The sequence below is a fragment of the Stenotrophomonas sp. GSD10 genome, assembly GCF_056172695.1.
The window spans coordinates 1,494,657-1,517,970 of sequence record NZ_JAOCMC010000002.1 but is presented as its reverse complement, the minus strand read 5'-3'; the positions used below and the strand labels follow the sequence as shown (position 1 = coordinate 1,517,970).

Annotated in this window: 15 protein-coding genes and 5 pseudogenes; 7 read left to right on the top strand and 13 right to left on the bottom strand. The window is 62.4% G+C overall.

The features are described from left to right. Positions 1 to 248: 248 nt before the first annotated feature. The 5 genes and pseudogenes from N4G47_RS07310 (at position 249) to N4G47_RS07290 (ending at position 5,448) form a co-directional block, all read left to right on the top strand. The gene (locus N4G47_RS07310) at positions 249 to 605 is read left to right on the top strand and encodes a hypothetical protein (RefSeq protein WP_475286127.1); all 357 of its coding nucleotides are present in this window, start codon (positions 249 to 251) and stop codon (positions 603 to 605) included. 190 nt (positions 606 to 795) lie between these two features. Continuing rightward, a pseudogene (locus N4G47_RS07305) lies at positions 796 to 1,794 on the top strand (DUF4917 family protein). A gap of 134 nt (positions 1,795 to 1,928) precedes the next feature. After that, positions 1,929 to 3,200, top strand: a complete 1,272-nt coding sequence (locus N4G47_RS07300) for a dsDNA nuclease domain-containing protein (RefSeq protein ID WP_475286125.1) — start codon at positions 1,929 to 1,931, stop codon at positions 3,198 to 3,200. Continuing rightward, a complete protein-coding gene (locus N4G47_RS07295) occupies positions 3,197 to 3,676 on the top strand; it encodes a hypothetical protein (RefSeq protein ID WP_475286123.1) in 480 nt (159 codons plus the stop codon). Before N4G47_RS07300 ends, N4G47_RS07295 begins: the two co-directional genes overlap by 4 nt. Next, the gene (locus N4G47_RS07290) at positions 3,673 to 5,448 is read left to right on the top strand and encodes a hypothetical protein (protein ID WP_475286121.1); all 1,776 of its coding nucleotides are present in this window, start codon (positions 3,673 to 3,675) and stop codon (positions 5,446 to 5,448) included. The genes N4G47_RS07295 and N4G47_RS07290 overlap by 4 nt, the downstream gene beginning before the upstream one ends. Before the next feature lie 141 nt (positions 5,449 to 5,589). On the opposite strand, the pseudogene guaA reads toward N4G47_RS07290, so the two are convergent. The 6 genes and pseudogenes from guaA to N4G47_RS07260 form a co-directional block, all read right to left on the bottom strand. Next, positions 5,590 to 7,154, bottom strand: a pseudogene (guaA, locus tag N4G47_RS07285) (glutamine-hydrolyzing GMP synthase). Positions 7,155 to 7,264: 110 nt separating this feature from the next. Then, positions 7,265 to 8,721, bottom strand: a pseudogene (guaB, locus tag N4G47_RS07280) (IMP dehydrogenase). Between the two features lie 354 nt (positions 8,722 to 9,075). Continuing rightward, entirely contained in the window at positions 9,076 to 9,921 is an 846-nt protein-coding gene (folD, locus tag N4G47_RS07275; RefSeq protein ID WP_239510521.1) for a bifunctional methylenetetrahydrofolate dehydrogenase/methenyltetrahydrofolate cyclohydrolase FolD, read from the bottom strand. Between the two features lie 198 nt (positions 9,922 to 10,119). Beyond that, positions 10,120 to 11,952: a monovalent cation:proton antiporter-2 (CPA2) family protein gene (locus N4G47_RS07270; RefSeq protein WP_475286119.1), complete on the bottom strand. Its 1,833-nt coding sequence runs from the start codon at positions 11,950 to 11,952 to the stop codon at positions 10,120 to 10,122. A gap of 277 nt (positions 11,953 to 12,229) precedes the next feature. Next, positions 12,230 to 13,296: pseudogene (gene moeB, locus N4G47_RS07265) on the bottom strand (molybdopterin-synthase adenylyltransferase MoeB). A gap of 213 nt (positions 13,297 to 13,509) precedes the next feature. Next, on the bottom strand, positions 13,510 to 14,430 hold the full coding sequence (locus N4G47_RS07260; protein WP_475289906.1) for a LysR family transcriptional regulator: 921 nt from the start codon (positions 14,428 to 14,430) through the stop codon (positions 13,510 to 13,512). A 118-nt stretch (positions 14,431 to 14,548) separates the two neighbouring features. Here N4G47_RS07260 and N4G47_RS07255 point away from each other — a divergent pair, with 118 nt between their 5' ends. Further along, positions 14,549 to 15,583, top strand: coding sequence for an alcohol dehydrogenase catalytic domain-containing protein (locus N4G47_RS07255; RefSeq protein WP_475286117.1), 1,035 nt, complete (start codon positions 14,549 to 14,551; stop codon positions 15,581 to 15,583). A 57-nt stretch (positions 15,584 to 15,640) separates the two neighbouring features. Here the strand turns inward: N4G47_RS07255 and der are convergent, their stop codons facing one another. The 7 genes and pseudogenes from der to ndk all read right to left on the bottom strand — a co-directional run bounded on the left by der (position 15,641) and on the right by ndk (position 22,271). Further along, positions 15,641 to 17,038 (bottom strand): ribosome biogenesis GTPase Der, encoded by a 1,398-nt coding sequence (der, locus tag N4G47_RS07250; RefSeq protein ID WP_107232312.1) that lies wholly within the window; start codon positions 17,036 to 17,038, stop codon positions 15,641 to 15,643. A gap of 17 nt (positions 17,039 to 17,055) precedes the next feature. Beyond that, entirely contained in the window at positions 17,056 to 18,264 is a 1,209-nt protein-coding gene (gene bamB, locus N4G47_RS07245) for an outer membrane protein assembly factor BamB (RefSeq protein WP_475286114.1), read from the bottom strand. Then, positions 18,264 to 18,902, bottom strand: coding sequence for a YfgM family protein (locus N4G47_RS07240; RefSeq protein ID WP_107232310.1), 639 nt, complete (start codon positions 18,900 to 18,902; stop codon positions 18,264 to 18,266). Before N4G47_RS07240 ends, bamB begins: the two co-directional genes overlap by 1 nt. A 65-nt stretch (positions 18,903 to 18,967) precedes the next feature. Further along, positions 18,968 to 19,840 carry a RodZ domain-containing protein gene (locus N4G47_RS07235; RefSeq protein ID WP_475286111.1) on the bottom strand — a complete coding sequence of 291 codons (873 nt, stop codon included), beginning with the start codon at positions 19,838 to 19,840 and terminating at the stop codon, positions 18,968 to 18,970. Between the two features lie 18 nt (positions 19,841 to 19,858). Then, positions 19,859 to 20,644 carry a type IV pilus biogenesis/stability protein PilW gene (pilW, locus tag N4G47_RS07230; RefSeq protein WP_107232308.1) on the bottom strand — a complete coding sequence of 262 codons (786 nt, stop codon included), beginning with the start codon at positions 20,642 to 20,644 and terminating at the stop codon, positions 19,859 to 19,861. Further along, positions 20,631 to 21,835, bottom strand: a pseudogene (gene rlmN, locus N4G47_RS07225) (dual-specificity RNA methyltransferase RlmN). The gene pilW and the pseudogene rlmN overlap by 14 nt, the downstream one beginning before the upstream one ends. 10 nt (positions 21,836 to 21,845) lie before the next feature. Then, positions 21,846 to 22,271 carry a nucleoside-diphosphate kinase gene (gene ndk / locus N4G47_RS07220; RefSeq protein ID WP_008265389.1) on the bottom strand — a complete coding sequence of 142 codons (426 nt, stop codon included), beginning with the start codon at positions 22,269 to 22,271 and terminating at the stop codon, positions 21,846 to 21,848. Positions 22,272 to 22,613: 342 nt separating this feature from the next. On the opposite strand from ndk, the gene N4G47_RS07215 reads away from it, so the two are divergent. Then, positions 22,614 to 23,267 carry a TetR/AcrR family transcriptional regulator gene (locus tag N4G47_RS07215; RefSeq protein WP_107232306.1) on the top strand — a complete coding sequence of 218 codons (654 nt, stop codon included), beginning with the start codon at positions 22,614 to 22,616 and terminating at the stop codon, positions 23,265 to 23,267. Positions 23,268 to 23,314 lie beyond the last annotated feature (47 nt).

Here is a 23,314-nt window from a genome sequence, read left to right as displayed (position 1 = left end):
ACCGGAAAAGGGTGGCAGCGGGTCTGCAAACCCGTGATGAGAGATGCACCTGTAGTTTGCGCTTACCCGTCGGCACCGTCCTTAACCGGTGCCGGCGGGTAATCCGTCGGCCTTTTTGGCGGGCGGTGCGTGGGGGCCTTCGGGCCCACCGGTCTATGGTGCTATTTCATCCCGGTTTGCAGCCACGCATCGTCCGCCACCTCGCTCACGCGGTGGCGCTGTTAAGCACAGCCAAGGAAACCGACGCCATGAACGAATCCGACACCCTCTCTTCGTACACCGTTGTTGAACCCATCAACGACGACACTCCCCTGCCCGACCTGAACTACCTCCTCGGCATCCTCAAGCGCATGCGCGGCTGCGAGGGTGCAGATGGGCATCCGTGGCCAGAAACGGATGTGTCACCCGGTCGCCGCGTCAGCCTGGCCAGGAGCGAGCGCGCGATGGTAGGGGCACTCACGGTGCTTGAGCTGCTGCACGCGGCAGACCGCTGCCGGGTGGCAGCGGACCCGGAGCGGCATTTGGATGAGGGGGTGGTTGATGGGTTGTTTCTGGCTTGCCGGGGGTTGGTTGAGTGGGCTTGTCGGGAAGTTAGGCCGGAGTGATCTATCTAATGATTGCTCCCCTTAGGTAGAGCGGCACTTAGCTCAACCATGCTGAACGCGGCGCAAGCTCAAAGATGCTGGACACGGCACGAGCTCAAATAGGTGGTCGTTCCGAAGTGAAGATATGACGCTCGCGATACGTGTTCCATTGCGCGTATTCTAACGAATTCAACAACAGCGATCATTCCTCATGCCGCTCCTGTCCTACGATGAAGTTCTTCAAGAAATACATCAAGACACATGCACCAATGTTCTGTTAGGCAACGGATTCTCAAGATCTCTGCTCAATGAAATATTTAGCTACCAAAGCCTCTTTCAAAGCGCGGAATTCGGCGGTCGCGAAGCAACCATTAGATCAATATTCGAGAATCTTGGGACATATGACTTTGAAGCAGTCGCCAGGTGCCTTGAATCCGCAAAACTGGTAGTCGAACGCTACGACAACGCCAATCCACTACTTGAGCAGATTAGCCTGGATCTTATCCAACTGAAGACATCTCTCATCGAGGTTATATCAAGAACACACCCCACATACCCATACCAAATTGATGACGACAGATACGAATCGACTCGCGACTTCCTATCACGCTTTAAAAATATCTTCACACTGAACTACGACCTACTACTCTATTGGGCCCGAAACAAGGACAACCTAAGACCTGAGAACTGGCGGACAGATGACGGTTTCCGGGGCGGGGCATGATGGAACGAATTCGGCACCCAGCAGAACGTGCACTTTCTGCATGGTGCCCTACACATCTATGAAGATCAATCTGGCGTCAGGAAATTTTCATCAGCCAATGAAGGCGAAGCCATCATTAATCAGGTCAGGGACAGGCTGAACAACGGTAACTTCCCGGTTTTTGTATCAGAACCAACCTCCCAGAAGAAGCTGAGGCGAATAAATCGCAGCCCCTATTTGAGCTCAAGTCTTCGCGCGCTCAGAGCTTCGGAAGGGTGTCTCATAGTCCTTGGTCACTCCATGGATGATAATGACAAACACATCTTTAAACAGATCAGGGAAAGCACAACATCTCAAATCTACGTAAGTATTTTTGGCAGAGAAGACACTGAATCCAATCGGATTTCAATTGCGAACGCTACCGCCAATCTTTCGAAAATCGGTCGGACCCTAAAATTTTTTGACGCCACCACTGTGCCAATATGGCGTCCAGCGGAGCTCCCGTGAGCACCGATGGAACTTCAGGACCCGAATAAGGAAAGCCCCGTCAATAATCCAATTCTCAGCAGGCCAACCGCCTAATAAGGACCTCAAATATCTAGAATTCCACAGAGAATTGACTACGCACCTGCATCGCGGCGATGATTGCCAAGAGGCACGCTCAGGGGGCATGGATGATCAACAGCAAGAGCCACACAACTTCGCCGCAATTGCACGAAATTCCAGCGCGGGAAGTAGCAGGAAGGGACACTACCTCGCGTTTCGAGGCACAGTTTAGGGGAGCTGCTATGGCTTGCCTCAGCATACTCAGCCCCGAAGACGGCACCGATCGAGTCTACTGTGACTTTCATGATGACTACGTTTCACGCGAAAGGGTAGACGGTGTATCCGTTTATCATTTCGTGCAAGTGAAGACCAAGTCTTCCAAGAAGCATCAATGGAATCGACTAGAGCTCTTTGGCCTGGCGTCAAACGTCCCGGCCCAGCCAAAGCCAACCGCACTTGCAGGCCCAGCAAAGCCCGCAACGGCGGCACAGATTGAGAAGATAAAGAGCAGTTTCGTGGGTAGACTTTTAGAGCATACCGCGCGATTCACGAATTCCTGCGGAAGCGTCAGATTCCTCACAAATACACATCTGACAGATGAAGTAGAGGATATTGTTGCATCCATCGCAAAAAGGGACTTCAACAACAGAACACTTCGATACCTATCCGACAACTATGCAGCCATTAACAATATGAGCCACACCCCGTCACAAGAGGACGTGGAAGCTGCGATAGCAAAATTGTTATTAGTACCCGAAGTTGACTATATCGACCCGAGCCACATCGACTTTGACGCAAAAGCGGGAAAGATACTATTTAAGTATAGTGAAATAGATCTCAGTCACATTGAAAGCCGAGAGCTTGCAAATAAGCTCATTTCCTTGGTTAGATCCAAATCCAGCGGAAAGCTTCTTTCGCGAATTACTGAAGCCGAACTTGATGATGCAGCTGGAATTGGCATTCACGATCTTCTCGAACTGCTTCCAGTATCCAAGGAGGCATATTTCAATTTCATTAATAGTGGCGATGAGAAAGCACTAAAGAATTCCTCGATACTACAGAGAAAGCTTGCTCAAGCTGGAGCAACACCTGAGATCATTGAGACCGCATCGCTATGGAAAGTTGAATGGGATAATTGGTTCCGCACTCAGCGTCATGTCCATGAGGATGACTTCTGGTTTCTGCAGAACAAGATAAACTCCATCTATGTCCGCTGGGCAAAAGGTGAGGTTTCCTTTGCAGGACTTGAAGGCGAGATAAATGACTTAGAGAAGTCGATATCTACAAAGCCAATATCATCAATTTTGACAAGGAAGGTTTTGCTGGGCGGGGTCCTCGCCCGACTGGTCAAAGGAGAGACAAAATGAGGTTTGAAGAATTTTTCTCTGCAATAAAGTCAGAAAATATAGAAGTCAGCTTTGATGGAACACAAGGCATGGCAACACCGAGGTTGAGCAATGAAGCCATGTTCCATCTCCCACTCATCGCCATCACAATTCTTGCAATATCCAGAGGCCACGTTAAGCCCAGCGTTGGAGAGGTCGGGCAGCTAGTAGGAGACTGCTACGAACGAACTTTCCCCGGATTTCGTGGATCAGCACAGCATCTTGGATGGTCGGCGGCGCTGCGAGTCAGAACGGTCCAGGCGTTATCTTTCCTGGAGCAATCGGGCTTGGTTGAGATAGAGTCAAATAATAGGAAAATCTGTGCCACTAGCGTTGGCAGAGCCGTATTAGAACGCGCGGATTCACTGCCGGGGGACTTAGCCTCAACACTCTCAGCCATTGAACGACGCTATCGCGATATCCGAGTTGAGAGGCAGCTAAGGCTGGCACCGAGATGAAATTGATTAACCTACAAATCATTGGCAATGGTCCAAACGGCTGGTCGTCAGACCTCCTGACATTCGGCAATAGAATCACGCAGCTTTTCGGGGAAAATGGTTGCGGCAAAACCCCTATTATTCAATCAATAGTATTTGCCTTAGGCTACAAAGTTGAGTTCCGCGAAGACATAGTTGAGCATTGTGATCGCGTCGTACTGACGGTACGAGTATCCGGAAGGATGCTGACGATAACTCGGCGCATTCGAGCGCCATCCGTCCTTAGCGTCGACGTCCAAGAGATCAACGGCCCGGCGGTTGAATTCTTCGGCGAAAGAGAGTTTAGTAATTTTCTTTTTTCCCTCTGGGGAGTTGATAATCCAGTCTTTACCACGGCTGGCGCCACTCCATCACAGGCATACAGCTCACAGATAATCCCACTCTTCTATCTAGATCAGGACAGGGGATATTCAGAAGACTACTTCATCCATAGCAAGTTCATTAAAGAGCAATACTCTGAAGTAGTTAGAATTACGTTCGGACTAAAGCCAAAGAATCCATTCTACAGACGCAGAGAACGAATTGAGCTGAAGGATCGACTGGAATATTTAGACAGAACAGTATTCAGAATTCAGGGAATCATATCAGAACTTGAATCTGAATTTTCCGAAGCCCGGCGGCCGATTTCCGATATAGATCGCGACCTTAGGGAGAGCATTGCCAATCTCGAAAATTTGAAGAAGAGCAGCGGCGACCCTCAGGATGTAACAACGGCGCTGGACGCCGAAGTCGCACGTCTTCTCGAGCAAGATCGCGCGATTCGCCGAGAGCGATCACTGGTTCAGGCGCGCGCAAGAGGATTTGCTCAAATAAGAAATGAGATAAATGTTGAGGCAGACACCCTCTCATTGAATGAGGAGGCACGGCGTGTTTTCGCTTCATTTGATGCTATCTGCGCGAATGAAAGTTGCAAGCTCTTTGTGCGCAGCACGGAATCTTATGGTAAAAGCCTCCTCTACTTGCGCGATCAGATGAAGGACCTTGAGCGCACCAATCAGAGTAGTTTGCAGCGAATCGCGGAGATGGACATTAAACTCTCTGATCTTTCATCGCAGATGGCGGCTGCTCGCAGGATCCGCGATGAAGCGACCGCCAGAGCCAATACGAGCACTCTTATTGAAGCGGTAGCATCGTTGACAGAAAGAATCATCAAGCTCCGCAAGGACAAAGGCTTGGAAGAGGAACTTGTACGAAATGAGAGGTCTTACCTTGAACGCCTTCAAGAACGAGACAGAGTCCAAGCACACCTCGATAGCCTTGAGAGCAATCGGGGAGTTTCTGATATTGAAGAGCTACGCTTGCGAAATGGGCTTCGTGATCGAATTAAACACTGGCTCGGAATACTAAGAACTTCCAATGTGGATCTAAACATTCAAGTCGATGTTGATTTCAATGTCACTTTTGGCGGACAGAAGGTTTCTCAGTTCAAAGGAAGCACACGAACAAGAGTCGTCTTGGCCATTCGAACTGCAACATTTGAACTGGCCGCTCAGCGCCAAGGATCTATTCCGAGATTTTTCATCTTAGACACGCCCAGACAGCAAGACATTTCGAGAGAAGATCTTGCCAATTACATTAGTGAACTCGGCAAACTTGCAAGAAGTCTCGACGTGCAGATTGTCTACTCGACCACTAACCACCGTTACCCCCTAACGAGCGATGATGAGGAATGGCTACCTCGACACCCGGGCGAGAAACACGAAATGTTCCTTGGATCGACGTCGCGAGTGTAGAGGTTATTGATCCGAGTCGGTATTGACAGCACTGCTTTGAAAGGCGATGCGTGCAAATAGCTTTCATGAGCCACGCGACGCCACCTCAACAGATTATGCGGCTACAAAAAGGGCGCCTCTCGGCGCCCTCGTTCTTTCAACTCACTCCCACTCAATAGTCGCCGGCGGCTTCCCCGAGATGTCATAGACAACCCGCGACACCCCCGCAACTCATTGATGATCCGGTTGCTCACCGTACCCAGGAACTCATACGGCAGATGCGCCCAATGCGCGGTCATGAAGTCAATCGTCTCCACGGCCCGCAGCGCAATCACCCACTCATACGCCCGCGCATCACCCACCACGCCCACCGACTTCACCGGCAGGAACACGGCAAACGCCTGGCTGGTCTTGTCGTACAGATCCGCCTTGCGCAGCTCATCAATGAAGATGGCATCGGCCTTGGCCAGCAGCTCGGCGTATTCGCGCTTCACTTCGCCCAGGATACGCACGCCCAGGCCCGGGCCCGGGAACGGATGGCGGTAGACCATGGTGCGCGGCAGGCCCAGCTCAACGCCCAGGCGGCGTACTTCGTCCTTGAACAGCTCGCGCAGCGGCTCCACCAGGCCCAGTTTCATGTGCTCCGGCAGGCCGCCCACGTTGTGGTGGCTCTTGATCACATGCGCCTTGCCGGTCTTGCTGCCGGCCGACTCGATCACGTCCGGGTAGATGGTGCCCTGCGCCAGCCACTTGGCATTCTTCAGCTTGTTCGACTCTTCATCGAAGATCTCAACGAACAGGTTGCCGATGATCTTGCGCTTGGCTTCCGGGTCGCTCACGCCTTCCAGCGCGGCGAAGTAGCGGTCGGCGGCGTTCACGCGCACCACCTTCACGCCCATGTGCTCGGCGAACATCGCCATCACCTGGTCGCCTTCCTGCCAGCGCAGCAGGCCGGTATCCACGAACACGCAGGTCAGCTTCTCGCCGATGGCCTTGTGCAGCAGCGCAGCCACCACGGACGAATCAACGCCGCCGGACAGGCCCAGGATCACTTCGTCATCGCCCACCTGTTCGCGCACGCGGGCGATCTGGTCGTCGATGATGTTGGCGGCGGTCCACAGGGTCTGGCAGCCGCACACGTCCACCACGAAGCGGCGCAGCAGCGCCTGGCCCTGCAGGGTGTGGGTCACTTCCGGGTGGAACTGCACGCCGTACCAGCGCTTTTCTTCGTTGGCCATGGCGGCCACCGGAATGCGGTCGGTGGTGGCGGTGATGGTGAAGCCCGGCGGCGCAACGGAGACGTGGTCGCCGTGGCTCATCCAGACATTCAGCTTCGGCTCGCCGCCGTGGTCGCTCAGGCCCTTGAACAGCGCATCCGGGTTGATCACGTTCACTTCGGCGTGGCCGAATTCGCGCTGGTCCGCCGCCTCGGTGGCACCGCCCAGCTGCGCGGCCAGGGTCTGCATGCCGTAGCAGATGCCGAAGATCGGCAGGCCGCTGTCGAACACTTCCTGCGGCGCGGCCGGGGCACCCGGCAGCGTGGTCGATTCCGGGCCGCCGGACAGGATGATGCCCTTGGCGCCAAACGCCGCGATCTCGGCCGGGTTGTGGTCCCACGCCCAGATTTCGCAGTAGACACCCAGCTCGCGGATGCGGCGGGCGATCAGCTGCGTGTACTGCGCGCCGAAATCGAGGATCAGGATCTTGTCGTTATGGATGTTGGTCATGGCGCCCTGGCAATGCAGTAGGGAAAACGAAACTTCGAATACTTTTTCAACAGCAGATAGAGAAAGAGGAACGGGAATCAGCTTCCTCGTTCCTCTTTGCCCGGCCCGCGTCAGGCGCGGTAGTTCGGCGGCTCTTTGGTGATGGTCACGTCGTGGACGTGGCTCTCACGCTGACCGGCGCCGCTGATCTTGACGAACTTGGGCTTGCTGCGCATGTCTTCGATGGTGGCGCAGCCACGTAGCCCATGGTGGCGCGAAGGCCGCCCATCAGCTGGTGGATGATGCCGCCCACCGGGCCGCGGTACGGCACGCGGCCTTCGATGCCTTCCGGCACCAGCTTGTCGGCGGTGGCGGCATCCTGGAAGTAGCGGTCCTTCGAACCCTTCTCCATGGCAGCCAGCGAACCCATGCCGCGGTAGCTCTTGTACGAACGGCCCTGGTGCAGCTCGGTCTCGCCCGGCGATTCCTCGGTACCGGCCAGCAGGCCACCGACCATGATGGTCGAGGCACCGGCGGCCAGCGCCTTGCCGATGTCGCCCGAGTAGCGGATGCCACCGTCGGCGATCAGCGGGATGCGGTCCTGCAGCGCTTCGGCCACCAGGTCGATCGCGGTGACCTGCGGCACGCCAACGCCGGCGACGACGCGGGTGGTGCAGATCGAGCCCGGGCCGATGCCGACCTTGACTGCGTCCGCGCCGCTGTCCAGCAGCGCCAGTGCGGCTTCGCCGGTGCAGATGTTGCCACCGATGACCTGCACGTTCGGGAAGTTCTTCTTGACCCAGCTGACGCGGTCCAGCACGCCCTGCGAGTGGCCGTGCGCGGTATCGACCACGATCACGTCCACGCCGGCGGCGACCAGCGCTTCCACACGGCGATCGGTATCGCCACCCACGCCGACGGCAGCGCCGACCAGCAGGCGGGTCGACAGATCCTTGGCAGCATTCGGGAAGTCGGTGTTCTTCTGGATGTCCTTGACGGTGATCAGGCCGCGCAGTTCGAACGAGTCATTGACCACCAGCACCTTTTCGATGCGGTTGCGGTGCAGCAGCTGCAGCACTTCGTCGGAGGCGGCGCCTTCCTTGACCGTGATCAGGCGATCCTTCTTGGTCATGATGTGGCGGACCGGATCGTCCAGCTCGGTCTCGAAGCGCATATCGCGGTGGGTCACGATGCCGGCCAGTAGGCCGTCGCTGCCCACCACCGGCACGCCGGAGATGTTGTGCGCCTGGGTCAGGGCCAGCACGTCGCGGATGGTGGTTTCCGGGCCGACGGTGATCGGGTCGCGGATGACACCGGCCTCGAACTTCTTGACCTTGGCCACTTCCGCGGCCTGCTGTTCCAGGCTGAGATTCTTGTGGATGATGCCCATGCCGCCGAGCTGGGCCATGGCGATGGCCAGGCGGGCTTCGGTGACGGTATCCATGGCTGCGGACAGGATCGGAAGCTTCAGCTTCAGGTCGCGCGTCAACCGCGTTTCGAGGTTGACGTCCTTGGGCAGGATGGTCGAGTGGGCGGGGACGAGCGAGACGTCGTCGTAAGTGAGTGCTTCAGCCTGGATGCGCAGCATCGGCATACCCGAGATGTGGGGAAGCGCGACATTTTACCCTGTTTTCGCGCCGTGTGGCAGGGGGTAGATGCGACGCAGTGTCGCGCGGGCGGTGATTGGTTCAGGGCGATGGACCGGGGCCGCCGCACCGCCACGGAACCCCCACGGACATGGAACCACTACGGAACCGCCTTTGGTAGGTGCCAACCTTGGTTGGCACGATCCGTCCGGCACCGGTACCCCAGATGGGCCGATGGCACTGATGGATGCGTGCCAACCAAGGTTGGCACCTACCAGGAGCGGGTCATCGGCCTGCCCCGGCAATGTGCCGACCAACGGTCGGCACCCACCAACAGCAGATAGCCCCAACTGGGGTCAGCTCAGCGCTTCCGCGGCTTCCAGGGTGTTCTGCATCAACGTGGCCACGGTCATCGGGCCCACACCACCCGGCACCGGGGTGATCCAGCTCGCCCGCTGGGCGGCGGCCTCAAACCCAACATCGCCCACCAGGCGACCGTCATCCAGCCGGTTGATGCCCACGTCGATCACCACCGCGCCCGGCTTCACCCACTCGCCCGGCACGATGCCCGGGCGGCCCACCGCCACCACCAGGATGTCAGCGTTACGCACGGCCTGTTCCAGCACGTCCTTGGGGGTGAACTTGTGGCAGCTGGTGACGGTGCAGCCGGCAATCAGCAGCTCCAGGCCCATCGGGCGGCCGACGTGGTTGCTCACGCCCACGATGGTGGCGTTGCGGCCACGCACCGGCTGGTCGGTATGGCCCAGCAGCGTGGTGATGCCGCGCGGGGTGCACGGGCGCAGGCCGAACTCGCGCAGGGCCAGGTGGCCGACGTTTTCCGGGTGGAAGCCGTCCACGTCCTTGCGCGGGTCGATGCGCTGGATCAGCCGGCGCGCGTCGGGAATGCCCGGCAGCGGCAGCTGGATCAGGATGCCGTTGATCTTCGGATCGGCGTTGAGCTGGTCGATCAGGTCGAGCAGCTCGGCCTCGGTGGTGCCGGCCGGCAGATCGTAGTCGTGTGCCTCGATGCCGACCTTCTCTGCGGCACGGCGCTTGTTGCGCACGTACACGGTCGAGGCCGGGTCGCCACCGACCAGCACCACGGCCAGGCCCGGGCGGCTGCCACCAGCGGCCACGCGGGCGTCGACGCGCACCTTCAGGCTGTCGAGCAGGTCCTCGGCGATACGGCGGCCATCGAGGATGCGGGCAGGATGCTGGGGGCGGAATCGGTCATCGGGGGCAGGCGTGGGGCGGCGGGGACGCTATTGTCCCCGATTCAGGCCCCCTCGCCCACCGCTACGCGTCGGCACCACCCACCGGTAGTGCCGGCCGCTGGCCGGCAACCCCATGACATCGGAACGTTCCCGTATCTGCCGGCCAGCGGCCGGCACTACCGGGCTTTATTCTTCCTCTTCCGGCACATCCTGTGGGTTCAGCGTCTTGCTCGCCCGCTTCGGCGCGGTGAACGGGGTCGGCGTCGGCACGCCCTGCGGGGCGTTGCCGTAGATCATCCGCGCGCCGGCATTCAAACCACCACCGGCAATCTCCAGCTCGAACCGCTCGGCATCGCGGCGCCGGATCTCGGCGGCGATCTCCACCGCATCGTCCTCATCCGCACCCAGCTCCACCAGTGCGGCCTGGCCGAACAGCACGGCCGATTCAAACGTCTCGCGGATCTGGAAATCGACACCGGCATGGATCAACCGCAGCGAATGCTCGCGGTCGAACGAGCGCACCATCAGCTTGGCCTGCGGGAACTCATGTGCCACCAGTTCAACAATGCGGTCGGCGGCCTCGGCCTTGTCCACGCACACTGCAATCGCGCGCGCAGTGGCGGCGCCCGAAGCATGCAGCACATCCAACCGCGTGCCGTCGCCGTAGTAGATCTTGAAACCGAAGCGCGCCGCGCTCTGGATCATCTCCACATCGTTGTCGATGATGGTCACGTCCACATCGCGCGCCAGCAGCGACTGGCTGGCAACTTGGCCGAAGCGACCAAAGCCGATCAGCAGCACGCTGCCGGACAGGCCATCGGCTTCGTCCACGCCGTCCAGGTTCACCGTCGGCTTCGGCGCGACGCGCTTGTAGAGCAGCACCACCAGCGGGGTCAGCGCCATCGACAGCACCACCACGGCGGTGAAGTTGGCATTGATCTCCATGTTGATCACGCCGGCCGATGCGGCGGCCGAGAACAACACGAAGGCGAACTCGCCGCCCTGCGCCATCAGCACGCCACGGTCCAGCGCCTGCGCGTGATCGCTGCCCATGATGCGCGCCACCACGTAGATGCACAGCGCCTTGGCTGCCATCAACGCCAGCACCAGCCCGAGGATCAGCTGCCAGTGCGCGGCCACCACGCTCAGGTCCAGCGCCATGCCCACGCTGAGGAAGAACAGGCCCAGCAGGATGCCGCGGAACGGTTCGATGTCCGCTTCGATCTGGTGGCGGAACGTCGACTCACTCAGCAGCACACCGGCCAGGAACGCGCCCATCGCCATCGACAGGCCCGACAGCTGCATCAGCAGCGCCGCGCCCAGCACCACCAGCAACGCGGCGGCGGTCATCACTTCGCGCGCCTTCGATTCGGCCAGCACGCGGAACAGCGGATTGAGCAGGAAGCGGCCAACCAGTACCAGGCCGACGATGGCACCCACGCCGATCGCCACCGACAGCCAGCGCGAACCCTCACCATCGGCGCTGCCAGCACTCGGGCCCATCCAGGCCACCAGCGCCAGCAACGGCACGATCAGCAGGTCTTCAAACAGCAGGATCGAGACGATCTTCTGCCCCGACGGCAGCGCGATGTCGCCGCGCTCGGCCAGCAACTGCATCACCACTGCGGTGGAGGTGAGCACGAAGCCAGTGGCGCCGATGAAAGCCACCTGCCACGGCAGGCCGAACAGCTTGGCGATGCTGGTCAGCACCAGCGCACAGGTGACGATCTGCAGCGTGCCCAGCCCGAAGATTTCCTTGCGCAGGCTCCACAGGTGCGAGGGCCGCATTTCCAGGCCGATCACGAACAGGAACATCACCACACCGAGTTCGGCGGTATGCAGGATGGCCTGCGGGTCGGAGAACCAGCCCAGCCCGAACGGTCCGATCGCCAGGCCAGCGGCGAAGTAGCCCAGTACCGAGCCCAGGCCGGCCCGGCGGAACAAAGGCACCATCACCACCGCCGCGCCCAACAGGGCGACGACCTTGACCAGCTCGCTGGTCGCTGCTTCTACCGCCATGCGGTGTTTTCCCCAAGATCCAGAATCGGGTTCAACAATAGAGCAATGCCGATGACGGCAATAGCACGCATGTTGCGCCGGATTGTCTTGGAGGTGGAACGATGCAGGGATCGACCCCCAACATCATCCCGAAATCAGGCACATGCTTCGCTGGGCCCATGACCTGTAGAGCCGAGCCCATGCTCGGCTGCTCTTCGTACCGAGAGCAGAAGCAGCCGAGCATGGGCTCGGCTCTACAGTAGATCCACGCCATGCGTGGATGAATCCCAGATGCGGTTCACCCGCCCCGGCAGAACGCGGCGTAATCGATATACCCCGGGAACGGCACGCTAGGCGCGCACACCGGGCACTGCGGGTCCGGCCGGATGCCCGTCTCGCGGAAGCGCATGCCCAGCGCATCAAAACGCAGCAGGCGCCCGACCAGCGGCTCGCCGATGCCCAGCAGCAGCTTCAGCACCTCGGTGGCCTGCAGCACGCCGGCCAACCCGGGCAGCACCCCCAGCACCCCCGCTTCGGAACAGTTCGGCGCGAACTCCGGCGGCGGCGGCTCCGGGAACAGGCAGCGGTAGCACGGCGCCACGCCGCGCTGGCGACCAGCGTCAAACACACTTACCTGGCCATCAAAGCGCTCGATGGCGGCATACACCAATGGCTTTGCGTGCTTGATGCAGGCGTCGTTGAGCAGATAGCGCAGCGGGAAGTTGTCCGAGCCGTCCAGCACCACGTCCACGCCCGCCAGCAGCGCATCCACATTTTCCGACGTCACCCGCTCCGGCACCGCCTCGACCTCGATGGAGGGTTCAGCGCCAGCAACCGTTCGCGCGCGGAATCAACCTTGAGCTGGCCGACGCTGGCCTCGGTGTGCACGATCTGCCGATGCAGGTTGCTGCGCTCCACCCGGTCATGGTCGGCGAAGCGCAGGTGCCCCACCCCGGCCGCGGCCAGATAGAAGCCAGCCGGCGCACCCAGCCCGCCCGCGCCCAGCACCAGCACGCGCGATTGCTGCAGCCGGCGCTGCCCGGCCTCCCCGACCTGAGGCAGCAGCAGGTGGCGCGAATAGCGATCAAAGAAATCGCGGTCTTCGGCGCTGGTCAGCGGCTGCACCAACGGCAGCGATAACTCGCGCCAAGCGACGGTGCCGCCAGCAACGGAGCTCACGTTCGTGTAGCCCGCATCCAGCAGCGCCTGCGCCGCATCGGCCGAGCGCTTGCCGCTCTGGCAGATCAACAGGATCTCCTGGTCCGGCCGCGGCAGATGCGCGGCCGCGTCAGCCAGCAACTCGCCCTTGGCCACGCCACGCGCGCCCTCGGCCATGCCTCCAGCCCGCTCGTGCGCCTCGCGCACATCGATCAGCACGGCGCCGTGGGCCAGGCGCTCGCGTGCCTGCGCGGGGAAAGCTCTTGGATGCTCATGCCCGCATTATCACGCACGTTGCGCCGGCTCGCCTTGACCAGGATCTGTAGAGCCGAGCCCATGCTCGGCTGGCGCGCGACAATGCGCGAAAAGCAGCCGAGCATAGGCTCGGCTCTACAGGTCCACCACAAGCGTAGCCCGGCGCTACCCGGTCTGCCCGCGCCCGCCGTGCTGCTCCTGAAGAAGACCGATCAGCGCTTTCAGCCCGGGCGGCACATGCCGATGGCCCGGGTAGTACAGCGAAAGCCCGGGAAACTCAGGACACCAGTCCTCGAGCAGCCGCAGCAGGCGGCCATCGGCCAATGGTTCCAGCGCCAGATGCTCGGGAACGAAGGCAATGCCGATACCTTCAATGGCCGCGTCGACCATCAACGGCTGGTCTGTCAGCGTGATCGGCCCAGAGACGTTCACCCGTTCGGTGGTGCCCTGATGCTCGAACTCCCACCGGTAGATCGCCCCGCTTTCGAAGCGGAAACGAATGCAGTCGTGCTGATGCAGATCCAGCGGCCGCAGTGGTCGGCCACGCGCCCGCAGGTACGCCGGTGAGGCAACCGCCGCGAAGCGCATGGGGGCGGTCACGGCAATCGCGACCATGTCCTGGGGCACGGCTTCGGTCAGGCGTATACCCGCATCGAAACCCTCCGAAACGATATCGCCCAACCTACCGTCGCTGACGATGTCCAGGTGGACCTGCGGGTACTGGCGCAGGAACCGCGCAAGCACCGGCTTCAGCACGAGCCGTATGGCACCCTCACTGGCGTTGATGCGGACCGTGCCACGCGGCGTGCCCGCCTCAGTGTCCACGGACTGCAGGGCCTCCTCGATCGAGGCCATGGCCGGTCGCAGTTTTTCCGCCAGGCGCTCCCCGGCGTCGGTCAGCGACACGCTGCGCGTGGTGCGATTGAATAGGCGCGCACCCAGCCGCTGCTCGAGCGCCTTGATCGCATGACTGATCGCCGACGGCGTGATGTTCAGCTCTGCCGCCGCGCTGCGGAAGCTCCGATGCGCCGCCACCGCCAGGAACGCGGTGAAGGCGGCCAGATCCCCTCCGCTCGATTGCTGAATTCGACTCACCATATCGTGAAATATTGAAGCGATTGTCTTGATAGTCAACCGATTCTACGCTCCGGGTGTCGGCGGGCACACGCCCTCGGCGCTCACCCACCGGGACAGGATCAAGACGATGAAGACGATGAAAGCGGTTGTGATGACCGGGCCGAATGCACCGTGGCAGGTCCAGGACGTGCCGATGCCCGTGATCGAACCGGGCCAGGTACTGGTCAAGGTCCACGCATCGGGCATGTGCTACACGGACGTATGGGCAACCCAGGGCTATGGCGGCGACATCTACCCGCAGACACCGGGGCATGAAGTGGTCGGCGAGGTCGTGGAAGTGGGCGCGGGCGTGCACACGCGCCGGGTGGGTGATCGCGTGGGCACCTCATGGGTCCAGTCCGCGTGCGGACGCTGCCCCTACTGCCGCGAGAGCCGCCCCCTGTCCGGGCAGACTGCGATGAACTGCGATGCACCCCGCACCACGGGCTTCGCCGCGCAGGGTGGACACGCACAGTACATCGCCATCTCCGCCGAAGGCACGGTACTGCTGCCTGACGGCCTCTCCTACGTGGACGCGGCGCCGATGATGTGTGCCGGATACACCACCTGGAGTGGGTTGCGCGATGCGGCGCCCCAGCCACGGGAGAAGATCGCGGTATTGGGTATTGGTGGACTGGGCCATGTCGCCCTGCAGCTGTCCAAGGCCTGTGGCTTCGAGACCATCGCCATCACCCATTCCGCAGACAAGCATGCGCTCGCCCAGCAGCTGGGCGCCGACAAGGTCGTGGCCAATGGCAAGGAGTTGAAGGACATCGGCGGCGCCGACGTGCTGCTGGTGACCACCAATGAATTCAGCTCGGCCGAAGAAGCGATGACCGGCCTGCGTGTCGACGGGCGCGTTGTGCTGTGCGGCCTGGACTTCAGCCAGCCTTTCTCGATCTCGTCCGAAGGCGTGCCATTCCACATGATGCGTCAGCGGGTGATCGGCGCCACCCATGGTGGCCAGCACTACCTCAGCGAAGTGCTGCAGCTCGCCGCCGCCGGCAAGGTGAAGCCGATGGTCGAGACCTTTGATCTTGACCAGGCAAGCGAGGCGTATGACCGCCTGTCGTCAGGAAAGATGAGGTTCCGTGGCGTGCTGTTGCCGTGGGGCCACGCCTGAGGAAGGCGACCACAAAGCGCGAACGAAAAAGGCGGCCCTCTGGCCGCCTTTTTCCCATCACTTGCCCTTGACGTGCTTCATCAAGCGCCGCTTGGCCTTGACCTGCCGCTCGGTGAGGACGTTCTTCTTGCCCTCGTACGGGTTGGCACCCTCGCGGAAGATGAAGCTCACCGGCGTGCCGATCAGCTTGAAGCGCTTGCGGAAGAAGTTCTCCAGGTAGCGCTTGTACGACTCCTGCAGCTCCTTCAGGCGCGTGCCGTGCACGATGAAGGTGGGCGGGTTGGCGCCGGCCGGGTGCACGTAACGCAGCTTGGAGACATGGCCGCGGATGGTCGGCGGCGGGTTGGTCTCGTACGCCACTTCCAGCGCCTTGTTCACTTCACTGGTGGTGAAGGTCTTGTTCGCCGATTCGTGCGCGCGGTGCACCGCACGGAACAGCTCGCGCAGGCCCGAGCCATGCTTGGCCGAGATGCGCACCGATTCAGCCCACGGCACGAAGCCGAGCTTCAGCGACAGCATGGTTTCAGCCTGCTCGCGCTGGTACTCGGTCAGGCCATCCCACTTGTTGATGGCGATCACCAGCGCGCGGCCGGCGTCGAGCACGGCACCGAGCACGGTGGCGTCCTGGTCGGTCACGCCTTCGGTGGCATCCAGCATCAGCACGGCCACCTGGCACTGCTCGATCGACTGCATGGTCTTGACCACCGAGAACTTCTCGACGACCTCGTCCACGCGCGAACGACGGCGCAGGCCGGCGGTATCGATCAGGCGATATTCGCGGCCATCGCGCTCCAGGTCCACCGCGATCGAGTCGCGGGTGGTGCCCGGCACGTCGGAGGCGATCATGCGCTCCTCGCCGAGGATGCGGTTGACCAGGGTCGACTTGCCCACGTTCGGGCGGCCGACAAAGGCGATGCGGATGCGGTTCGGATCGTTGTCCAGCTCCTCGCCGCTGCCTTCTTCGGGCAGGCGCTGGATCACTTCATCCAGCAGGTCGTCCAGACCCTGGCGATGGGCGGCCGAGACGGTCAGCATCTCGCCGAAGCCGTAGCGGGCAAACTCCGAACGCACGCTGTCCTCGTCGGTGCCGTCGATCTTGTTGATCAGCAGCAGCGTCGGGCGCGACAGCTTGCGCAGCCAGGCCAGGATCTCGTCGTCCAGCGCCGAGGTGCCCTCGCGGGCATCGACGACGAACAGGATCAGGTCGGCTTCGGCGGCAGCCGCCCGCGCCTGGCGCGTGGTGGCGCCGGCCAGGCCTTCGTCCTCACCGGCAATACCGCCGGTATCCACGACGAGGAAATGGTTGTCCTCGTCGAGGCGGCAGACGCCGTAGTTGCGGTCACGGGTGACACCGGGCTGGTCATGGACCAGCGCGTCACGGGTGCGCGTAAGCGCATTGAAAATAGTCGACTTGCCGACATTCGGCCGTCCAACCAGGGCGACCAAAGGCAGCATCGCGATTACTCCAATTTTTAATTTGCCAACCGGAAGGCGGTCAGCTTGCCATCCACGTTCTGCACCAGCAGCACCCCGTCCACCACGACCGGCTGGGCCAGCAGGGCGTCGCCACCGCTCTTGGCCCGTGCCGCCATGGCACCATCGGAGGTGCGCAGCCAGTGCACGTATCCCTTGTAGTCGCCGACCACCACGTAGTCACCGTGCAACGCCGGACCGGTCAGCGAACGACGCGCCAGCTCGGTCTGCGACCACATGGCCGCGCCGCTGGCCTTGTCCAGGCCGAACACGCCGCCCTTGTTGTCGGTGACGAACACATTGCCCGACGACACCGCCACGCCACCGGCACCGCCATGGTCGCGCGCCCACAGCGGGCGACCGGTCGGGCCTTCGATGGCCATGGTCTGGTTCTTGAAGCTGCTCACATACAGGGTGTTGCCCTCGAGCACCGGCGCGCCGTCGACGTCGGCCATGCGCTCCAGCTCGGTACGGCCTTCGCCGTTGCCGAGGTTCTGCTCCCACAGGGTACGCCCATCCTGTTGGGCCAGGGCTGCAACCGAGCCCTCGTCCTTGCCGATGAACAGCACGCCCGGGCCGGTCACCACCGGCGCGTTGCCACGCACGGTCAGCGCCGGCAGCTCGCTCGGGTTGAACCACTTCTGGGTGCCGTTGCCGGCATCGAAGGCGGTCACGCGGCCATCGTTGCTGCGCACGTAGACCAGGCCCTGGGCCACGGCCGGTGCGGCAATGACTTCACCCGGAACACGGGCGCGCCACTTCTCGCTGCCGTCGTTGATGTCCAGGGCGATGACCTGGCCGTCCAGGGTGCCGACCACGACCAGGTTCTCACCGACACCCGGGCCGCCGGACAGGCGCAGCTTGGCCTTCTTCTTTTCCTTCTTCGGCTCCCAGGTCCAGGCCTTCTTGCCGGTCTCCAGGTCGATGGCATGCACGCCACCGGTGATCGCCGCAGCGAACACGTGGCCGTTGGCCACCGCCGGGCCCTGGCGCACGCCGATACGGCGCTCGCCCTTGCCCAGGTTGACCGACCAGATCTTGTTGACCTTCACGGTCGGCTCGAACTTGACCAGTTCAGCCGGCTCCTGCGCCTTCTTCGCTGCCGCGTCCTTGCCGGCGAACCAGCCCTTCATGGTGCTGCAGCCGGTCAGGGCCATGCCCATCAGGAGCACGGTGGCGACGCGGGTGATCATGACCTTCTGACTCATCAAACCGACTCCGCAGGGGCGGCGACGGTGCCGCCGGCGTCCATAACCTTGGTTTCCAGCAGGCGCCGCTGCGGCGCTGCCACGTCCAGCGACTTCAGCGCCTTTTCGTACTGTGCACGGGCGTCATCGCGCTTGCCCTGCGCCAGCAGCGCATCGCCATGGATTTCCAGGCTGCTGCTGTCGGTGGCGCTGCCCAGCAGCTTGATCGCCTCATCGCTCTTGCCGGTGGCCACCAGCAGGCGCGCCACGCGCTGGTCGACCACGCGCTGCAGGTCGCCTTCAACCTTCACCGCGCGCAGGGTCGCCAGGGCTTCTTCGTTCTTGCCGGCATCGACCTGGGCCTTGGCCAGCTGCAGCGCCGCGAGGTCGCCGTAGATGCTGGACGGGCCGGCCTCAAGCGCCTTGACCGCCTTGGCGGCATCGTCAAGCTTGTTCTGCTGCAGGCCTTCGAGCGCCTTCTGGTACTCGACGTTGGCCGAGGCCAGCTTGCCGCCCTGATCCTTCTGGTACCACTGCCAGCCGGCAATGGCACCGATGGCGATGACCACGCCACCGAGGATGCTGGCGCCATTCTTCCGCAGCCAGCTGCGGACGCGTTCACTTTGTTCGTGCTCGTCGAGCAGATCGTCGATCGCCATGCGTACTCTCGCCCCGCCCATCGGGAGGGACCATTGGGTTTAATCGAAGGTGGTGAAACCGCGCCTCAGTGCGAAACCGGGACTACGGAGCCTTCAGAGGATACCTGAAAGCGTGCCACGTTGGCTCGCTGGTAGGGGGTCAGATCGACGATAGCGCCATTCTGCTGAACCTGGACCGCCGAGGCGTTGCCCAGGGTCACCCGGGCCACCTGGCCGGGGGTGAAGCTGCGGCTCTCGCCGGATTTGATCAGAGCCTTCTCGACGGTGGCGCCGTCCGGGCCACCGATATCGACCCAGCTGTCGCCGCTGAACTGCATCTCCAGCGTGTTACCGGCCGCCGCCGGGGCCGGCGCAGGACGCGGCACCGGGGCCAGCGAGGCCACGTACGGGGTGGCTGCCGGCTTGCTGGCCGGCGCGCTGCCGGCATCGGACGGCGCGGCAGGCTCGACACCGGCCGCAGACGGGGCCACTGGCACCGCCGCCGGAATCGCATCCAGCGACGCGGTGCTCGGCGAGGAGCTGGCACTGCCATCGAAATGGCCGCGGGTGGCGAACCACACCGGCACCGCCAGCACCGCGGTGATGCCGACATACAGCATGCGCCGGCCAAGGTTTTCGGCAATGCGGCGCGCGCGCGGGGTATGGGTATGGCTGACCAGCGTCGGCGGCACCACCGGCCCGACCTGGGCCTGCTCGAGCAGCTGGCTGATATCCACGTTCAGCAGGCGCGCATAGCTGCGCAGCTGGCCGCGCACGAACACCGGCGCCCCCAGCTTCTGCCATTGTTCTTCCTCCAGGGACTTCACCACCTGGACGGGCATGCGCAGGCGCGAGCCAACGTCTTCAAGGGTCAGTCCGGCCGCCTCACGGGCCTGGCGAAGGCGGGTGCCACAGCCGGCCGCAGTCTCGAGAGCGCTCACAGTCTGGTCATCAATCACAATGCATCAACCCTGGAGTTAGGAGCCCGCATCCTGCGGAAATTCCTGTCGAATCCGCTGCAGATAGCGATCAGATGCCGCCCGATCGCCCAGCCGCGCTTCGATTTGAGAGGCAAGTTGTAACACGGAACGTGTTGCCGGTGCAGCCGCCATACGGCGCTCGGCGAAGGCGCGAGCCTCCATGTAGCGGCCCTGGCGGAAGCTCAGTTGTGCCATCGCTTCCAGTGCAACCGGGTTGCCGGGCACCGTCGCCAGCGCGGCACGCAGGTCGCGTTCGGCACGCTCGAACTGGCCAGCGTCCAGCGCGCAGCCCCCGGCGTTGGCCTGGGCTTCGGCCGGCGTGGGATAGCCCGGTGCCTGCAGCGCACGGTCGAACCACGCCAGCGATTCGGCCGGGCGCCCCTGCTGGCAAAGCCAGGCGCCATAGTTGTTGAGCACGTCACCGCGGGTCGGGGCCAGCTCGGCAGCCCGCCGGAAGCCCTCGCCGGCCTGCACGGTGCGGCCACGGCGCTCGTCGATGCCGGCCAGCAGCACCAGCGCGTCCGGTTCACCCGGAGCCAGTTTCATGGCTTCGCGTGCCTTGCGCTCGGCACCGTCGAGATTGCCGACCTGCATGTCGCGGGCCGCCAGCGTGAGCAGGTCGTTCAGGCGCACCTGGCGGCGCACCCCATCCGGGTCGCGCACCGAATACACCGGCGCCTCGCTCGGTCCGAGCCTGGCCTTGGGATGGGATTTGCAGCCGCCGACCGCGAGGGCCAGCGTGCCTGCGAACAGGACCAGCCAGAGGCGGTCAGGCCGCGGCATCGCTCCCCTTCCCCGCCTGCAGCGTCTTGTTGAACTCGGCCTGGCGGCGGGTGCGGTCCATCACCTGGCCCTTGAGCTGGCCACAGGCCGCGTCGATGTCGTCGCCACGGGTGCGGCGGACCATGGTCAGCACGTTGCTGTCCAGCAGGATCTTCTGGAAGGCACGGATATGCGCCTCTTCGGAGCGCTCGTAGCGGGTGCCCGGGAACGGGTTGAACGGGATCAGATTGACCTTGCCAGAGTCCCTGGCCTGCACCGCGTTGTCGAACTGGTGCATCAGCCGGGCCAGCTCGCGGGCATGCTCGGGCTTGTCATTGATGCCCTTCATCAGGGTGTACTCGAAGGTGACCGATTCGCGGCGCTTGTTGGCGCGCAAGTAGCGGGCACACGAAGCCATCAGCTCGGCGATCGGGTACTTCTTGTTCAACGGCACCAGCGTTTCGCGCAGCGCGTCATTCGGCGCATGCAGGAAACGGCCAGCGACACGTCGCTTTCGGCGGACAGGCGATCGATCTGCGGCACCAGGCCAGAGGTCGACAGGGTCACGCGCTTGTTGGCCAGGCCGTAGCCCAGATCGTCGCGCATCACGCTCATGGCGCGCACAACGTTGTCGAAATTCATCAGCGGCTCGCCCATGCCCATCATCACCACGTTGGTGAGGCGGCGCATCTGGTGCGGCACGTTGCCCAGGTGGCGCGCCGCGACCCACACCTGGCCGATGATCTCGGCAGTGGTCAGGTTGCGGTTGAAGCCCTGGGTGGCGGTGGAGCAGAACGTGCAGTTCAGGCCGCAGCCGACCTGCGAGGACACGCACAGCGTGCCGCGGGTCTTGTCCGGGATGTACACGGTCTCGATGGCGTTCTTGCCATCCACGCCCATCGCCAGCAGCCACTTGTGGGTGCCGTCGGCGGAGGGCTTGTCGAACACGATGTTGGGGACAACGACCTCGGCATGGGCCTGCAGCTTGGCGCGCAGGACCTTGCCGAGATCGGTCATTTCATCGAAGTCGGTGACGTAGCGATGGTGGATCCACTTCATCACCTGATGGGCACGGAACTTCTTTTCGCCGAGTTTTTCGACGAAAAACTGTTCCAGGCCCGCGCGATCGAGGTCGAGCAGGTTCTGCTTGCCAGCCGTGGGTGCCGACTTCGGCAGCGGCTGGATGGCGGGGGACTGTACGACCTCGTTCACGGCATTACTCTCAGCGCGAGACGACTTCGGTGGCGGCGAAGAAGTAGGCGATTTCAATCGCGGCATTCTCGACCGAGTCCGAGCCGTGGGCGGCGTTGGCATCGATGGATTCGGCGAAGTCGGCGCGGATGGTGCCCGCAGCGGCTTCCTTCGGGTTGGTGGCGCCCAGCAGGTCGCGGTGGGCCAGGACGGCGTTCTCGCCTTCCAGGGCCTGGATCATCACCGGGCCGGAGATCATGAACTCGACCAGCGCGTTGAAGAACGGACGCTCGCGGTGCACAGCGTAGAAGCCTTCGGCTTCACGGCGCGACAGCTGCTTGTACTTGGCGGCCACGACCTTCAGGCCGGCCTTCTCGAAGCGGGCGTAGATTTCGCCGATGACGTTCTTGGCAACGGCGTCCGGCTTGATGATCGAAAGGGTGCGCTCCAGCGCCATGGGATGTCTCCAATGGAATCGGGCCGCTGATGGCCCGAAGGGTAACATGAAAAAACCCGCGTCGGGACGCGGGCTTAGCCTGATAAACGTAGGCGAATTGTAAAAGATAAAGCGCTGCCGTGGTAGAGGGCGGCCAGCGCCCCCTGTAGAGCCCAGCCCATGCTCGGCTGCTTTTGGCCAGAAAGGCAGCCGAGCGTGGGCTCGGCTCTACAGGTTCAGGCCCCCATTCACCCACCTGAGCGGATTCTGACCGCCCCGGGCAGTTTTGCTGCACTGCAAAATGCCATACGCTACCGTCTGGTTCTAGTATCAAACAATCGTTTGATTAAGGTCCGCCCACCGATGGCCAAGCCCGCCCACTTCTCGACCAAGGACCGGATCCTCGGTGCCGCCGAGGAGCTGTTCGCCCAGCACGGCTTCGCCGGCACCTCGCTGCGCCAGGTCACCAGCCAGGCCGACGTCAACATCGCGGCGGTCAACTACCACTTCGGCTCGAAGGAAAACCTGGTCAACGAGGTGTTCCGCCGTCGCATGGACGAGATGACCGGCGCCCGCCTGTCACAGCTCGAGCGCGCCCGTGCCGAACACCCCGGCCAGCTGCGCCCGGTACTGGCCGCCTTCGTCGAACCGGCGCTGGCGCTGGCCCAGGACCGCCAGAACGGCGGCGCCTTCGTGCGCGTGATCGCCCGCGCCTACGCCGAGAAGAACGACAACCTGCGCAAGTTCCTGTCCGACCACTACGGCCATGTGCTGCGTGCGTTCGGCAAGGCCATCGGCGAGTGCATTCCCGACCTGAGCAAGGAAGAGCTGTACTGGCGCCTGGACTTCCTGGCCGGCTCGCTGACCTATGCGATGGCCGACTTCGGGCTGATCAAGCGTCCCGCCGGTGTCACCGAAGCGGCGCATCGTGCCCATGCCGCCCACGAACTGATCCATTTCGCCGAAGCCGGGTTCCGCGCCGCCGCACGCGCCAGCGCCCTGCCCGCTTCCCCTTGATTCCATCGGGTGCGACCCACCCCGTAACTGCTGACCAACAAAGGCCC

Coding starts and splice junctions, on each gene's coding strand:
- N4G47_RS07290 (WP_475286121.1), top strand. CDS start 3,673: ATGAAATTGATTAACCTACAAATCATTGGCAATGGTCCAAACGGCTGG.
- bamB (WP_475286114.1), bottom strand. CDS start 18,264: ATGAGTCAGAAGGTCATGATCACCCGCGTCGCCACCGTGCTCCTGATG.
- N4G47_RS07295 (WP_475286123.1), top strand. CDS start 3,197: ATGAGGTTTGAAGAATTTTTCTCTGCAATAAAGTCAGAAAATATAGAA.
- pilW (WP_107232308.1), bottom strand. CDS start 20,644: ATGCCGCGGCCTGACCGCCTCTGGCTGGTCCTGTTCGCAGGCACGCTG.
- ndk (WP_008265389.1), bottom strand. CDS start 22,271: ATGGCGCTGGAGCGCACCCTTTCGATCATCAAGCCGGACGCCGTTGCC.
- N4G47_RS07270 (WP_475286119.1), bottom strand. CDS start 11,952: ATGGCGGTAGAAGCAGCGACCAGCGAGCTGGTCAAGGTCGTCGCCCTG.
- N4G47_RS07255 (WP_475286117.1), top strand. CDS start 14,549: ATGAAGACGATGAAAGCGGTTGTGATGACCGGGCCGAATGCACCGTGG.
- N4G47_RS07215 (WP_107232306.1), top strand. CDS start 22,614: ATGGCCAAGCCCGCCCACTTCTCGACCAAGGACCGGATCCTCGGTGCC.
- N4G47_RS07240 (WP_107232310.1), bottom strand. CDS start 18,902: ATGGCGATCGACGATCTGCTCGACGAGCACGAACAAAGTGAACGCGTC.
- N4G47_RS07310 (WP_475286127.1), top strand. CDS start 249: ATGAACGAATCCGACACCCTCTCTTCGTACACCGTTGTTGAACCCATC.
- N4G47_RS07300 (WP_475286125.1), top strand. CDS start 1,929: ATGATTGCCAAGAGGCACGCTCAGGGGGCATGGATGATCAACAGCAAG.
- der (WP_107232312.1), bottom strand. CDS start 17,038: ATGCTGCCTTTGGTCGCCCTGGTTGGACGGCCGAATGTCGGCAAGTCG.